13 protein-coding genes and 1 tRNA gene are annotated in these 13,047 nt (G+C 43.3%); 6 read left to right on the top strand and 8 right to left on the bottom strand.

What is annotated here, in order from left to right; all coding sequences use genetic code 11:
- From ACKI39_RS06285 to ACKI39_RS06275, 3 genes are all read left to right on the top strand, one after another.
- The coding region (locus ACKI39_RS06285; protein ID WP_407398736.1) for a CatA-like O-acetyltransferase at positions 1-265 on the top strand (265 nt) is incomplete at its 5' end.
- A 66-nt stretch (positions 266-331) separates the two neighbouring features.
- A complete protein-coding gene (locus ACKI39_RS06280) occupies positions 332-787 on the top strand; it encodes a GNAT family N-acetyltransferase (RefSeq protein WP_407398734.1) in 456 nt (151 codons plus the stop codon).
- Between the two features lie 13 nt (positions 788-800).
- Positions 801-1,295: a GNAT family N-acetyltransferase gene (locus tag ACKI39_RS06275; protein ID WP_407398732.1), complete on the top strand. Its 495-nt coding sequence runs from the start codon at positions 801-803 to the stop codon at positions 1,293-1,295.
- A gap of 15 nt (positions 1,296-1,310) precedes the next feature.
- On the opposite strand, the gene ACKI39_RS06270 is transcribed toward ACKI39_RS06275, so the two are convergent.
- The 6 genes from ACKI39_RS06270 to ACKI39_RS06245 all read right to left on the bottom strand — a co-directional run bounded on the left by ACKI39_RS06270 (position 1,311) and on the right by ACKI39_RS06245 (position 6,305).
- Positions 1,311-2,273 carry an aromatic acid exporter family protein gene (locus ACKI39_RS06270; RefSeq protein ID WP_407398730.1) on the bottom strand — a complete coding sequence of 321 codons (963 nt, stop codon included), beginning with the start codon at positions 2,271-2,273 and terminating at the stop codon, positions 1,311-1,313.
- Positions 2,274-2,370: 97 nt separating this feature from the next.
- Positions 2,371-2,931 carry a rubrerythrin family protein gene (locus tag ACKI39_RS06265; RefSeq protein ID WP_407398729.1) on the bottom strand — a complete coding sequence of 187 codons (561 nt, stop codon included), beginning with the start codon at positions 2,929-2,931 and terminating at the stop codon, positions 2,371-2,373.
- 236 nt (positions 2,932-3,167) lie between these two features.
- Positions 3,168-3,632, bottom strand: a complete 465-nt coding sequence (locus tag ACKI39_RS06260; protein ID WP_407398727.1) for a hypothetical protein — start codon at positions 3,630-3,632, stop codon at positions 3,168-3,170.
- A 21-nt stretch (positions 3,633-3,653) separates the two neighbouring features.
- The gene (locus ACKI39_RS06255; RefSeq protein ID WP_407398725.1) at positions 3,654-4,229 is read right to left on the bottom strand and encodes an RNA polymerase sigma factor; all 576 of its coding nucleotides are present in this window, start codon (positions 4,227-4,229) and stop codon (positions 3,654-3,656) included.
- 9 nt (positions 4,230-4,238) lie between these two features.
- The gene (locus ACKI39_RS06250; RefSeq protein ID WP_407398723.1) at positions 4,239-4,571 is read right to left on the bottom strand and encodes a hypothetical protein; all 333 of its coding nucleotides are present in this window, start codon (positions 4,569-4,571) and stop codon (positions 4,239-4,241) included.
- A 132-nt stretch (positions 4,572-4,703) separates the two neighbouring features.
- A complete protein-coding gene (locus ACKI39_RS06245; protein WP_407398738.1) occupies positions 4,704-6,305 on the bottom strand; it encodes a RecQ family ATP-dependent DNA helicase in 1,602 nt (533 codons plus the stop codon).
- Positions 6,306-6,514: 209 nt separating this feature from the next.
- Here ACKI39_RS06245 and ACKI39_RS06240 point away from each other — a divergent pair.
- A tRNA-Leu gene (locus ACKI39_RS06240) sits at positions 6,515-6,597 on the top strand.
- Between the two features lie 31 nt (positions 6,598-6,628).
- Here ACKI39_RS06240 and ACKI39_RS06235 read toward each other — a convergent pair.
- Complete coding sequence (locus ACKI39_RS06235; RefSeq protein WP_407398721.1) at positions 6,629-8,227, bottom strand: YifB family Mg chelatase-like AAA ATPase; 1,599 nt, start codon at positions 8,225-8,227, stop codon at positions 6,629-6,631.
- Between the two features lie 102 nt (positions 8,228-8,329).
- On the opposite strand from ACKI39_RS06235, the gene earP reads away from it, so the two are divergent.
- Complete coding sequence (gene earP, locus ACKI39_RS06230) at positions 8,330-9,565, top strand: elongation factor P maturation arginine rhamnosyltransferase EarP (RefSeq protein ID WP_407398719.1); 1,236 nt, start codon at positions 8,330-8,332, stop codon at positions 9,563-9,565.
- On the opposite strand, the gene uvrC is transcribed toward earP, so the two are convergent.
- On the bottom strand, positions 9,560-11,548 hold the full coding sequence (gene uvrC, locus ACKI39_RS06225; protein ID WP_407398716.1) for an excinuclease ABC subunit UvrC: 1,989 nt from the start codon (positions 11,546-11,548) through the stop codon (positions 9,560-9,562). The genes earP and uvrC overlap by 6 nt on opposite strands.
- On the opposite strand from uvrC, the gene ACKI39_RS06220 reads away from it, so the two are divergent.
- On the top strand, positions 11,518-13,035 hold the full coding sequence (locus ACKI39_RS06220; RefSeq protein WP_407398714.1) for a LamG-like jellyroll fold domain-containing protein: 1,518 nt from the start codon (positions 11,518-11,520) through the stop codon (positions 13,033-13,035). The two genes, uvrC and ACKI39_RS06220, sit on opposite strands and share 31 nt — an antisense overlap.
- Positions 13,036-13,047: the final 12 nt, after the last annotated feature.

Genomic DNA, 13,047 nt, shown 5'->3' with positions numbered 1-13,047 from the left:
TGAATATGGTCTTGATGCAATGAATCATCCAAACTGGTTTGACGCTTCATGTATTCCGTGGATTTCCTACGACTCGCTGAATATTGAACTTCCTGATGGATATCTTTATTTGACTCCAATTGTAAACTGGGGAAAATTTCGAGAAGAAAACGGCCGGAAACTGATGCCCGTTTCAGTGCGAATGAATCATGCTGGTGCAGATGGTTATGTTGTTGCAAAAGTATTCAAAATCCTTGAAGAGGAAATTTCAAATTTCGTGGAATAAAATACTGATCAAAGAACAGTGGCATTGATTCTTGATAGCGTGATGATGCATTAGAGGAGATAACAAATGGAAATCATTAAGGCAACTAAGAATGACATTGAAACATTGATGAAGATTCGCCTGGAAATGCTGAAGGAAGTAAATGATCTTCCCGCTAATTATGTATTCGCCAAATCTTTTGTTGAAAACTGCAGGAAGAATTTTGAATGTACCGGTGAAACTCAAACCGATATTCTCTGTATTGAAAACGGAGAACCTGTTGCCTGTGCAAACCTGTGCTATCTTTCCATGATGCCGACTTTTTCTCATCCAACAGGAAAGCGCGCCCATTTGATGAATGTGTATGTGAAAAAAGATTTCCGCCGCAAGGGGCTTGCAAAAAAAATGCTGGAGCTTCTGATAGAAGAATCAAAGACACGCGATGTGACTGAAATTAGCCTAGATGCAACAGAAATGGGAAGACCCTTGTATGAAGCAATGGGGTTTTGCTGCAATGATTCTGCAATGACAATAAATCTATAAATGGAGTAAAATAGTGAATATTAGAAAAGCAAACAGAGAAGATGCCGTAAGAATTTTTGAGTTCGTGAAAGCTGCCATAAAGAAAATGGATGAACAGGGAATTCCCCAGTGGGATGAAATCTATCCGACTCTGGATGACTTTGAAAATGATGCTTCAAATAATCAGCTTTACATTGTTGAAATTGATGGAAGACCTGCTGCCTGTTTTACCCTTAACAAAGACTGCGATGAAGAATACAAGAACGGTTCATGGGCTTACACAGGGGATGACTACATTGTGATTCATCGTCTCTGCGTAAATCCTGAATTCCAGAACCAGGGATTGGGCCGTAAGGTTTGCCTTGCAATTGAAGACCTTGTAAAAACTCATGGTGTTAAGGCCATCAAACTCGATTGCTTTACCCAAAACCCATATTCACAGAAAATGTACCACAATCTTGGCTATCGTGATTGTGGCTTTGCAGACTGGAGAAAAGGTCGTTTCATTCTGATGGAAAAGGTTCTTTAATGCTTCAGGATTAATTTATCTGGAATTCATGTATTGCAAATGGAAATCTCTTTTTAGCATCAGGAATTCCTTCATTCTCTTAAGCATGATGAAAAGGAGGGCTCTATCTTCAAATTCTGCACGGGTTTCAGGCAACCTTATCTTTTTCATTTCTTCGTGAAGTTCTGAAAGTTCCTGAATCAAAGAATGAACGTCATTGTTTCTTTCATATTCAACGGAAACCTTTTTGAAAAAATCTGAAACCTTAGACGCTGTGGAAGGCACTGTTTTAAGTTCAATAATGCACCTGTAAAATTCCTTGAGAATTTCTTTCTGGGCTTCCCTCATTTCGATGTATTTTTCATCATAAACATCAGCCTTGCGAAACTGATTGTTTGCATTCTCCCTTGCAAAAATTCTTGCATCTGTTATTGCCTTGTCAAGTTTTATAAAACATTCACCGGTGTATCCTGAAAAATCCAGATCCATAATCCGCATGGACATCCTGCTTAAAATTTCCCGAATCTGCTGATCGGCAATATTTTTCAACCTTTCGATTTTATCAGTCTTCTTGTGAAGGAAAATGTTTGCAAGGATTCCAAATCCAACGCCGATTATAAAAAGAAGCAGTTCATTTTTAAGTTCTGCAATGCCAAAACTATTCAATGAAATAAAATGGGAAATCAAAACCGAATCCATTGCCATGGCAGAATTCCATTTGAAACGCTGGCAGATAAAAATGAAAGCAATCAGGTAAACAAAAAAAGCGTAAACGGTAAATCCAAGGAATTTATAGCAGGCAAAGGAAATTGCAAGGGCTACAATAAAAGCCTGGAACCTGGAAAGGGCAGTGCTTAGGGTTTCCTTTTTAGTCGGCTGTACCGAAAGAATTGCTACAATTCCTGCAGAAATCGCAAAGTCAAGTTTAAGAACGAGAGAAACAAGGATGGCAAGAATTGCTGCCACAATGATTTTTAACGATGTAATGATTCTGTTCATAAATAAAAAAATCCCGAAGTGTCCTCGGGATAGATTAGCATATTAGTGCAGGTTTGAGTTTAAAACACAACGGCAAACCTGCTTTCTAAAAATTCAATTAACCCCATGTACGGATCAATTCATAGTTTTCTTCAGTTACCTGAGTATATGCATTGTATTCGTTACAGGTTGGGCAGTAGTCAGGTGCATTTGGCCCAACTACAATGTGACCGCATTTAAGGCATTCCCAGATTTTTACAGAGCTGTCCTTAAGCTGTGCCGATGCTGCATCTTCATCATTGAGCAATGCACGGTAGCGTTCCTCGTGGCGCTTTTCAACTGCTGCAATTGCACGGAATTTGGCTGCGAGTTCAGGGAATCCTTCCTTGTCTGCAGTTTCAGCGAATTTAACATACATGTCCGTCCATTCAAAATTTTCACCGTTGGCTGCAGCCGTGAGGTTTGCCTTTGAGTCTCCTATGCCTTCAAGTTCCTTAAGCCACATTTTTGCGTGGTTTTCTTCGTTGTTTGCTGTCTTTGTAAAAACATCGGCAATCTTGTCGTTGCCTTCTGCCCTGGCCACCTGTGCAAAGTAAGTGTACTTGTTTCTTGCCTGTGATTCACCAGCGAATGCTGCCAAAATGTTCTTTTCTGATTCTGTTCCTGAGTACTTGCTCATTTGTTCCTCCAAATATATCTCTAAAAATTTTACTTTTTAAAGATATTAAGATTTTTTTTGAAATACCAACTTTTTGAAAGAAAAGAAAAATAAAATTTTGTTTAATAATTGAGGTTATGGTCAGGGGCTTCCCACAGCAGGCTGTGGTCGGGCGTTCCACCACTTGCTCACGCGCGGTGCTTCGCACTGGCTCTGCTTACGCTCCGCCATGGTTCCATGCCCTAAGCCATGTTTACCTATCCGTGAATTTTCGAGTCCAAACGGCTGCTCATCTTTACAAAGTAATCCATGTTGTTTCCAACAAACAGACCGCACCATATGCATAGCAGTGCAGAAAGGGAAATTGTGCTTATGAGGGAAAGGAAATCCTGTTCCTTGATTATCAGCAAAGGAATCATGATTATGAAACAGGCGAACAGTCCTGTTCCTGAAAGGGCCCATTTCCTCAAGGATGTTTTCTTTTCGTGGTAGTTGAGGTTTATTTTTGCAATGGAATTGAGAAGATTGGCAGCTGTTTCCGAGCTGTCGTCAGATGCCGTCATCGCTTTTTCTGAAAGGAGTTTTTCTGCCTTTGTCAGGTTTCTTACTGTAGTGCGGCATTCTTTGCAGAAGAGCAGATGCATGGAAAGCTTAAGGGGTAAATGTTCATGTTTGTCCAAGCCGTAGAATACATCTAGATATTCATTGCATTTGTTTTCCATATTTGATTCTCCTTCTTTCCTTTACCTGTAGTCCTTCAGTTTTTCAGCAAGAATTTTTTTCGCACGGAACACATGGGACTTTATTGTGTTTATCGGTATTCCTGTAATATCGCTTATCTCGGCATGGCTCAATCCGTTGAAAAAGAATAGATTTACGCACTCAGAATATTCTGCAGGCAATAGCTCCACAGCCTGTCTTATAGCCTCTGTAGCTTCCTTTGCAATCTGATGTTCCTCAGGCGTCTTATCTTTTGCGACAATAAGCTCTGTATCTTCGATGGATTCCGCCTGCCTGTTCCTTGTTTTTTCGTTGACGGCCGTTGTAAAAGCTATTCTTGTGAGCCACGTCGAAAAAAGGCTTTCTCCTCTGAATTTCCTTAAGCTTGTGTAGATCTTAAGGAACACGTTCTGACAAAAATCATCTATGTCAGATTTTTCCTTGAAGAATCTGGCTCCTATTATGCGGATTCTGTTTTCATATAATTCAACAAGCCTTGCAAAAGAAAGGTTGTTGCCGTTAAGGGTTTCGGAAATCAATTTTTCATCTCTTTTCCTGATGAAAAGATTTCCAATCTCCTTGCCTAGATTTTTTCCCATTGTACAGAACTATTTCTTGGGACAAACCTTGTAGAAAACAAGAAGGGTGATTCCCAGAGCAAGGGGAACGAGACCTCCGAGAATTCCGAAGGAGTTAGGTTTTAGAAGAAGAAACATTCCTGTTATTACAGCTCCAACTCCAAAAAGACAAAGACCTGTGAATAGAGAAAAAATCTCAAGGTTGAAGGTTGTTTCCTTGAAGGTGCCGTTCATTATCTTAAGCTTGTTCTCACGATGTCTCCAAAGCAGAGCAAAAAAAACGATGATGGCCGCAAAGGTGATTCCTACTATAGGAACTATTGATATGATTACTTCTGCAACATGCGATATTTCTTTTTCCATATATATCCTCTTTATTGGAGTCTCTAAAAATTGAAATTTCTAGAGATGCCCTTATTTCTGTCATTATATTAGACAGGAAAAATAAAAAAAAGTTGCAGAAAGATTAATTTTTTGTTTTCGATTGCCGTCCTGTCATTCACAGTTTTCCTTTACGATGCGTAGAATGAAGTATCCGAACCTTTCCGCCTTGTTTTCTCCTATGCCGTAGCAGTCAAGAAGGGCATTTTCAGTCATGGGTTTCTTTGCCGCAATGTCCATCATGGTCTTGTCTCCGAAAATCACATATGGCGGAACATGCAGTTCATCGGCTGCTTTTTTTCGCCATTTACGAAGACCTTCGGTTATTGCCTTTGTTGCAGGATCGTCCTCGGTCTTTTTCTGGAATCTTGGAGACATGGATGTGGTCTTCTTATCTTTTGACGGCTTTGGAAAACTTCTGAATCCTGATGAAGATACACTTTGACTGTCGCCTGCCTTTATGAGTATTGCCTTCGGTTTAGGAGTTGAACCTTCATCCCAGCATATGTCGCAGCAGCATGTCTTGTCCTCCTTTTCTGGATCTGGTGAATAGTTTTCGCCGAAGTAGGAGAGCAATGACTTCCTTCTGCATCCCTGGCTTTCAGCATAGCGGATCATTCCCTGAAGGAGCTTTTCTGCCTTTGCTGGATCCACCGCATCGTTGAAGAAGTATCTTATTTTCTTGATGTCTGCTGGACTGTAGAGCAGAAGCGCTTCCGACTGGAGACCGTCGCGTCCCGCTCTTCCTATTTCCTGATAGTACTGTTCGATGGATTTCGGCATGTCATAGTGAATTACCCAACGTACATCAGGCTTGTTGATTCCCATTCCGAAGGCTACCGTAGCGACCATTATGTCTACCTTATCCTGGATGAATGCCTTCTGGTTCCTTGCCCTTATGGCATCGCTGAGACCTGCATGGTAATTAAGCACCCTGAGTCCTTTTCTCTGAAGCTTGTCCGCAACCTCATCCACCTGACGCCTTGAAAAGCAGTAGATGATTCCACTTTCGTCTCTATGCTGTCCTATGAAATCAAGTATCTGTTCCAAGGGTTCGTTTTTTCTTACCACGTTCAGAAGGATGTTGGGTCTGTTGAAGCTTGCGACAAGTATGTCTGGCGTGTCCATGCAAAGGTTTGTCACGATGTCATCCTGGACCTGTTTTGTTGCCGTTGCTGTCAGTGCAAGGCAGACTGCCTGTGGAAATTCCTTTCTGAATTTTGAAATTTCCATATAATCTGGTCTGAAGTCGTGTCCCCAGGAACTGATGCAATGGGCTTCATCTACGGTAATGCAGTCCACCGTGATGTTGGGACTATGAAGAAGGTTTCTTATCTTGTCAGTGTTGAGTCCTTCAGGAGAAACATAAAGAAGTTTGATTTCTCCACGACGGATTCTGTCACAGTAATTTCTGTATGTGTCCCAGTCCAGAGAAGAATTGATGTAGACTGCTGGAACGCCGAAGGACTCCAGCTGCTGTACCTGATCCTGCATGAGGGCGATTAAAGGGGAAACGACAACCGTGATTCCATCCATTATGAGGGCAGGAATTTCATAGCAAAGTGATTTGCCACCTCCAGTTGGCATGACGGCAAGGGTATCTCTTCCTGACAGTACATTCTGAATCACATTTTTCTGCATGTGTCTGAAGCTGTCATAGCCGAAAACTGTTTTCAATACATGTTCCGCAGTTTTTGTGTAGTGTGGAAAATCCATTTGATCCTCTTTGAAAAGCAGTCCAGTCTCCTCTGCAAACCGTAGTGAAACATTGCGCACGGATTCCATCAGCTGATTATATTCTATGCTATCCAAATATAGTACCTCTATACAAGTGGGCATCTCTAAAATGTATTTTTAGGGACTCCATAGTATGAAAAGAATCTCTTGCATAAGAGAAATAATTTTGATATATTCTCTTTACACATGCCGGATTGGTGGAATGGTAGACACGAAAGACTCAAAATCTTTTGCGCGCAAGCGTGTTAGAGTTCAAGTCTCTAATCCGGTACTAGGCTCCCTTTAATGCAAGGGAGCTTTTTTTATTTCATTACTTCCATTGCTCCCTGGGGCTTTCTGAACTTGACAGCTTCTTCCATTGAAACTCCGTCTATTTCTTCCTTGCTTTCCATGTCTGCTATGGTCCTTGCAAGTTTCAGGCAACCGCTTACGGCTCTTGGGGAGAATTCATAGCGGTCACTGGATTTGTCCAGAAGTTTTCTTGCTTCTTCCGTCAGCCTGCAGAAACGGGTGATTTCGGATGGTGTAAGAAACACATTTTTCTTTCCCTGTCGTTTTCTTTGGATTCTTATGGCGCTGGCAATTTTTTTTCTCAATTCTGCTGAACTGATTCCTGGTTGGCTTTCTTTGGGAGCCTTGCCTTCTACCTGGATCCTTAGATCTATTCTGTCCAGAAGAGGCCCTGAAAATTTACGCCAGTACTGTTCTACTGAACGGGATGAGCAAAGACAGATTTTTTCGCTGGAACCGAAATTTCCGCAAGGACATGGATTTGTCGAAAGCAGCAATTGGAAGCTTGCGGGAAATACTGTTGATCTTCCCGCTCTGCTCAATGTGATGGAACCGCTTTCCAATGGAACTCTAAGCATCTGCAGTGCCGAAGACCTGAATTCCGCGGCTTCATCAAGAAAGAGGATGCCGTTGTGGGCTAGGGAGATTTCACCAGGAAGACAATGAGGGCCGCCACCACAAATCCCTTCTGTAGTTGCGGTTTGATGTGGCATTCTGAACGGAACCTTTAGGACGGTGTTTTTCCCTGGGCAGAGAAGACCAGCGATTGACCATATTCTGGTGACAGACTGGGATTCTTCCCTTGTAAGGAAAGGAAGAAGTGAACTGTACCTCATCATGGAAAGTGTCTTTCCGCAACCTGGTGGACCAAAGGCAATCACATTGTGTCCTCCCGCCGCAGCGATCTGCAGACCACGCACCAAAAGTTCCTGCCCCGAAACATATTTAAAATCATTTTCATCCTCAACAGGTGGAAAATATATTCCATCAATGCAGAGGGAGCCCTCAGGAAATTCTGCATCTTCAATTTCAGAATTCCTACTGGAAAACGCTGCGGGGTTGAAAAGGGAACTGAACGCCTCAACAACATCCTCAGCCCCAAAGACCATCATTCCGTCTATTTCCCTTGCTTCTTCCGCATTTGCTTTGGGTACTATGCACTTTCTTATGCCGCCATCATAAGCTGTACTGACAGCCGCATGTATTGCACGCACAGGTCTTATCTTGCCGTTGAGTTCAAGTTCTCCCATCACAAGAATGGATTCATCTGAAGCAATTGAAAAAGAATCTGACTCAATAGCATCTGGATCAAAAGCCGTTTCGTCGCGTTCAAGCTTTTCCTTTGCCGTAAGAACAGCAAGTGCGATTGCAAGGTCAAAGCCTGCACCCTCTTTCTTGAGGTCGGCTGGGGAAAGATTTATGAGTACCCGTTCAGGAGGGAACTGAAGTCCTGAATTCATTATGGCGCTCCTCATTCTTTCCCTAGATTCCTTGATTGCACCGTCGGCAAGTCCTACGATATCCACGGCAGGGATTCCTCGTCTCAAGTCCACTTCTACGGAAACCAGTGAACCTTCATATCCAAAAGGTGAAAAACAGAATATTTGCATGATACCTCCAGGCGATTCGTCATGAACGCCTATAGAAATTATTTTCGCTGGAATTTTAAAAGTGGAAAAAATACAGAAAAAAAAATCAAAAAATGCTATGGTATGGACATGCTGAATATTACTGTTCTTTGTTCTGTCATCGATAATTACGGTGACATCGGATTTGTCTACCGCCTGTGCAGAAGGCTTTCTGAAATTTCAAAAGACGTCACTCTTCGTATTGTCGTTGATAACCTTTCCTCCTTTGCCTTCATGAATTCTGGAATCAATCCAGGTCTTGCCGAGCAGGAATTCAACGGTTGGAAAATCTTTGACTGGAACAATGCCGAGGTGTGCACGAAGGAATTCACGGAAGATGAACCTCAGTTCATTCTTCAATGCTTTCAATGCAGACTTCCAGATTGGCTTGAGGACATATTGTACGAAGGCAAGCTAAAAGGTTCAGCATATATCATAAATGTGGAATATTTGACGGCGGAGCCCTGGGCAGACGATTTCCATAAGCTCAGGTCTGGAACTAGATCGGTGCAGGTAAAAAAATCTTTTTTCATGCCTGGGTTCACAGCCAAAACGGGAGGCCTTGTTCTGGACAGCAACTTCAGGAACTGTGTTTCCGACCATGGATTTGCAGTAAAAAAAGCATCTGAAGGATTAAGTGACATCCAGAAAAAAATCCTGTCAGGCGATGATTATTTCAGGATCCTTGTTTTTTCATATCCAAGGAATTTCGACTTTCTGGTCGATGCCATTGATTCTTTTGCAGGACTTTGCGACAGAAAGGTTCACGTTTTCCTTGCCAAGGGAATCAGTACGGCTCCTTTCCTTCAGGCTTGCAAAGGGCGCGTAGTTGAATTTGAATATTCGGAATTGCCAGCGCTGGAGCAAGAGCAGTGGGATGCACTTATCTGTTCCATGGATTTTAATTTCATTCGCGGTGAGGATTCCTTTAGCCGTGCAAGTCTTGCTGGAATTCCTTTCGTCTGGCATGTCTATGTTCAGGATGAAGAATTTCAACTGGTAAAGCTCAATGCTTTTCTTGACAGACTAAGACCAATGTTTGAAGGTCAGTTTTTTGAGGACTACAAAAGATTCTGTTTTCTGTATAACAGGAACTATTCCGCTGAGCCTGGAGATGAAGCCTGTCAGGCAATGGCAACCCTTGAATCGATTCCGAGGGAAGAAGCCAGTGGAGAGGATGAAATGCGTGGACTTGCGATAAACCTTCTTTCTGCCGCTGAAAAATCCAGGGGCTTCTTTGAGAAGGCTTCAGAAAAGTTTCTTGCCAACGGAGACTTGGCCGAAAACCTGCTGGAATTCTTGAATTCTATCAGCCTATGAGTCTTTGGGGTCCTCTTCTGGACTTGCGATTTCAAGAAGTGCGGCGGCGGCTAGATTGTGGTTCATCTGGAACCTTGCGGCTTTTTCCTTTGTTGTGCCAGGTATGCCAAGAGAAGCTTTCTGTCTGTTCTGCTTTTCCATCTGTTCAATATAAAGATTCTTTGCTGCTATAAGAATATCGCTTGCGGCATCCGCCTTGATACCCAAGGTCTCGGCAATGTCTGTTTCTGTCGCGTTTGCAAGACAGGCGAGGGTACCGTATTTTTTCATCAGCATACCGTCTCTTTTTGCTCCTACTCCAGGCAGCTTTGCGAATGGGGAAACAGTGTTTTCTTTTGTTCGAAGCTCCTGGTTTCTGCTTGTTGCAAAACGGTGTGTTTCATCACGAACCCTTTGAAGCAGCCTGAGGGCATCACTTCGTTTGGGCAGGCATATGGGCTGGGATGTATGGGGTCTCCAGATTTCTTCGTCTCTTTTTGCAAGGCCTGCAATCGGTATATCAAGTCCCAATGTCTGAAGGATCGAATCTACCGCATTTACCTGTCCGATACCACCGTCTATGAGAAGAAGGTCTGGCAGTTCTGCGTTTTCATTGAGCAGTCTTGTATAGCGGCGGGAAACTGCTTCTTTCATGGATGCAAAATCGTCTATGAGTCCGTCGGTAGTTTTGAGCCTGAAATACCTATAGTTCTTCTTGTCAGGGTTTCCGTTGTAAAAGCTGATGAGGGAAGCAACAGGAAATTTTCCGCCGATATGGGCAATATCGAAACCTTCTATTCTCACAGGCAGTTTTGAAAGTCCAAGTTCTTTCTTGAGCTCTTCCATGGCAGGAAAGTCTCCACGCTCGCGGACTCGGCGTATGATGTCTTCCCTTGCGTTCTGCTGCGCCATGTTGACTGCCGCACGGTGCATCCTCATTTTCTCAGTGTCGTCCACAGGAATGATTTCCGTTTCGCAGTCGTAGGTTTCCTTGATCCAGCGTTTCATGAATTCCGTTCCTTCCTTAGAAACGACATATATGGAAGGCGGTATTATCTCTTTTTCTGTATAGTATGCACCCATGAATTCGGGAATGAGTTCCGTATCTTCGTTTAGCGACAGGGTGCGGTAATTGTCCCGTCCCAAAAGCTTGCCGCCGCGTATTTTTAGGATGGTGAAGCTTACAAGCTCTCCTTCGCGCCATGTTGCAATATAGTCTCGGTCATCCTGGTCGAAGCCTTCTACTATGTTCTGGTTCTGCATGATGGAAAGGGCTTTAAGACCGTCCCTTAGTCTGGCAGCCTTCTCAAAATCCAGTTCCCTGGCGGCCTGTCTCATCTGGTCTTCCATTTTTTTTGCCGTGTCTTCTTTACCCTCAAGTAGAGATGTGATTTCGCCGATAAATTCACCATAGGTGGAACTGTCGGTTTTTTTACAGCATGGGCCTAGACATTTGCCCATGTGGTAGTAAAGACAGGCTGAATCCTTCTCGCGGAATTTCCTGCAGTGGCGTAACGGATATATGTCGTAGAGTGTTTCTATGAATGTATCAAGGGCTGCCGCATCAGGGAAAGGACCAAAATAGAGGGATCCATCCTTGACCACGTTCCTTGTTTTATAAAGGCGTGGAAATTTTTCCTTTGTGATCTTGAGCACAGGGTAGGATTTTCCGTCTTTAAGGCAAATGTTATACCTCGGGTTATGCTGCTTGATGAGGTTGTTTTCCAGAAGGAAAGCCTCGTATTCATTTCCCGTTGTGATATATTCAATGGATCTGGCCCTGCTTATGAGAAGCCTGGTCTTTATGTCTTTGTTTCCGCTGAAATAGGATGTAAGACGGTTTTTCAGATTCTTGGCCTTTCCGACATAGATGATGGTTCCGCCTTCGTTGCGCCACATGTAGACTCCGCTTTGGTTTGGAGCCTTGAGTGCGGTCTGATGAAGGACTTCCCTTGGGGAAAGAGGTTTGGTCGATGTTTGTAAATTTTCATTCTGCTCGTTCATATCTGAAAACAACTTCAGCTAGTATAGCAGTTTTTCTTTGCGTTTTGAATACTGGTTTTGCCGCAGACAAAGCAGTTGTCATGGGAGGAAAGGAAGGTTGGCCTGTTCTTTCCAGGATGGACGGGGTTGTTTCTGGCAAGGGAAAATACGGCTATGATTCCATGGTTCTTGCAACCAATTCCCATGGTGCCGATGACTTTACCGATCTTCTACTTTCCTTTGAAGACGGAACCAGCGACGATGCGACAGGCAGATACACCATTGCGGAAAATAAATCAATCACGACAGAAGTACATTCCCTTATGGGAAAGAAATCAGCCCTTACACGCGGCTCTGGTGGAATAAGGCTAAGCGGCAGCAGAAATACAATCTTTGGAAAAGAAGGTCCATGCGGTTCCTTCAGCATTGAATTCTGGCTTAATCCAAGCATAGCGGAGAACGGTGAGGTTGTCTTTTCATGGCGTTCTTCAAGGACCGTCGCAAACTATCCTTTGTATCAGATGATCATCGGTAGCTTTGCAGGCAATCATCTTGAATGGTCGTTCACCAATGTGTTCAACGGATACGTGGACAATGACGGTGAGATAACTCTTTCAAGCTACCGTACCATCGTGCCTAACCAGTGGATGCATCATGAAATCAGTTTCGATGAAAATACAGGTCTCCTGGAATATAGGATCAATGGTCTTCTTGAGGCTCTTAAATATGTCACTACAAACGGCCACGAGACTGGCGGTTCAATCTATATTCCTATACTTGGTGTTCCTGCAGACATTGAAATTTGTCCTCAGTATACTGGTCTCATCGATGATTTCAGGGTTCAGCGTGCTGCAAGACCAGAGACAAAGGAAACCAAGGGAATGGATACTTACCGTGTGGAAGGAGGTCGCTTTGAGACGCAGCCTATCCTTCTTTCAACAGGAGCTGAGCTTACGGAAATCGATGCCCTGGTAAGCATGCCGTCACAGACAGACATTCAGTTCTATGTTCGATCAGGTGACAATTTCTATAACTGGACGGATTCATACCCTGAATGGATTCCAGTAAAGAACCATAGAAAAATCGAAGGCATAAAGGGGCTGTACTTCCAGGTTGCCTGTGATCTTCTTCCAGATGGTGCTGGCAAGAAATCTCCTTCAGTCACAGAATTGAAGATAAAGTACAAGGAGGTACCGTCTCCTCTTCCTCCGTTTGAATTGAGGGCATTTGCAGGAGATGAGGAAGTTACGCTCTCATGGCCTTATTCTGTTGACGACACAGTCGGTGGGTATTATATTTTTTATGGGGACAGACCTGGTGAATATCTGGGGCGTGAGGCAGTGGAAGGAAATTCTCCTCTTGATGCAGGAAGCGTAACTTCGGTTACACTTACGGGGCTAAGAAACGGGAAAATCTATTACTTTGCTGTTGCGTCCTACTCAAAATACGACAACAGGATCATGGGTGAGCTTTCAAAGGAAACCTTTGCCCGTCCAAAGAAAAAATAACAGAGAGAAAGT

Source organism: Treponema sp., from assembly GCF_045641405.1.
Taxonomy (GTDB): Bacteria; Spirochaetota; Spirochaetia; order Treponematales; family Treponemataceae; genus Treponema_D.
The sequence above is the reverse complement of the archived record's forward strand: the minus strand, read 5'-3'. Positions and strand labels throughout refer to the sequence as shown.

Excerpts from the sequence above, each read along its gene's own strand:
- ACKI39_RS06280 (WP_407398734.1), top strand. The coding sequence starts at position 332 with ATGGAAATCATTAAGGCAACTAAGAATGACATTGAAACATTGATGAAG.
- ACKI39_RS06270 (WP_407398730.1), bottom strand. The coding sequence starts at position 2,273 with ATGAACAGAATCATTACATCGTTAAAAATCATTGTGGCAGCAATTCTT.
- ACKI39_RS06265 (WP_407398729.1), bottom strand. The coding sequence starts at position 2,931 with ATGAGCAAGTACTCAGGAACAGAATCAGAAAAGAACATTTTGGCAGCA.
- ACKI39_RS06260 (WP_407398727.1), bottom strand. The coding sequence starts at position 3,632 with ATGGAAAACAAATGCAATGAATATCTAGATGTATTCTACGGCTTGGAC.
- ACKI39_RS06255 (WP_407398725.1), bottom strand. The coding sequence starts at position 4,229 with ATGGGAAAAAATCTAGGCAAGGAGATTGGAAATCTTTTCATCAGGAAA.
- ACKI39_RS06250 (WP_407398723.1), bottom strand. The coding sequence starts at position 4,571 with ATGGAAAAAGAAATATCGCATGTTGCAGAAGTAATCATATCAATAGTT.
- ACKI39_RS06245 (WP_407398738.1), bottom strand. The coding sequence starts at position 6,305 with ATGGATTTTCCACACTACACAAAAACTGCGGAACATGTATTGAAAACA.
- ACKI39_RS06235 (WP_407398721.1), bottom strand. The coding sequence starts at position 8,227 with ATGCAAATATTCTGTTTTTCACCTTTTGGATATGAAGGTTCACTGGTT.
- earP (WP_407398719.1), top strand. The coding sequence starts at position 8,330 with ATGGACATGCTGAATATTACTGTTCTTTGTTCTGTCATCGATAATTAC.
- ACKI39_RS06220 (WP_407398714.1), top strand. The coding sequence starts at position 11,518 with ATGTTTGTAAATTTTCATTCTGCTCGTTCATATCTGAAAACAACTTCA.
- uvrC (WP_407398716.1), bottom strand. The coding sequence starts at position 11,548 with ATGAACGAGCAGAATGAAAATTTACAAACATCGACCAAACCTCTTTCC.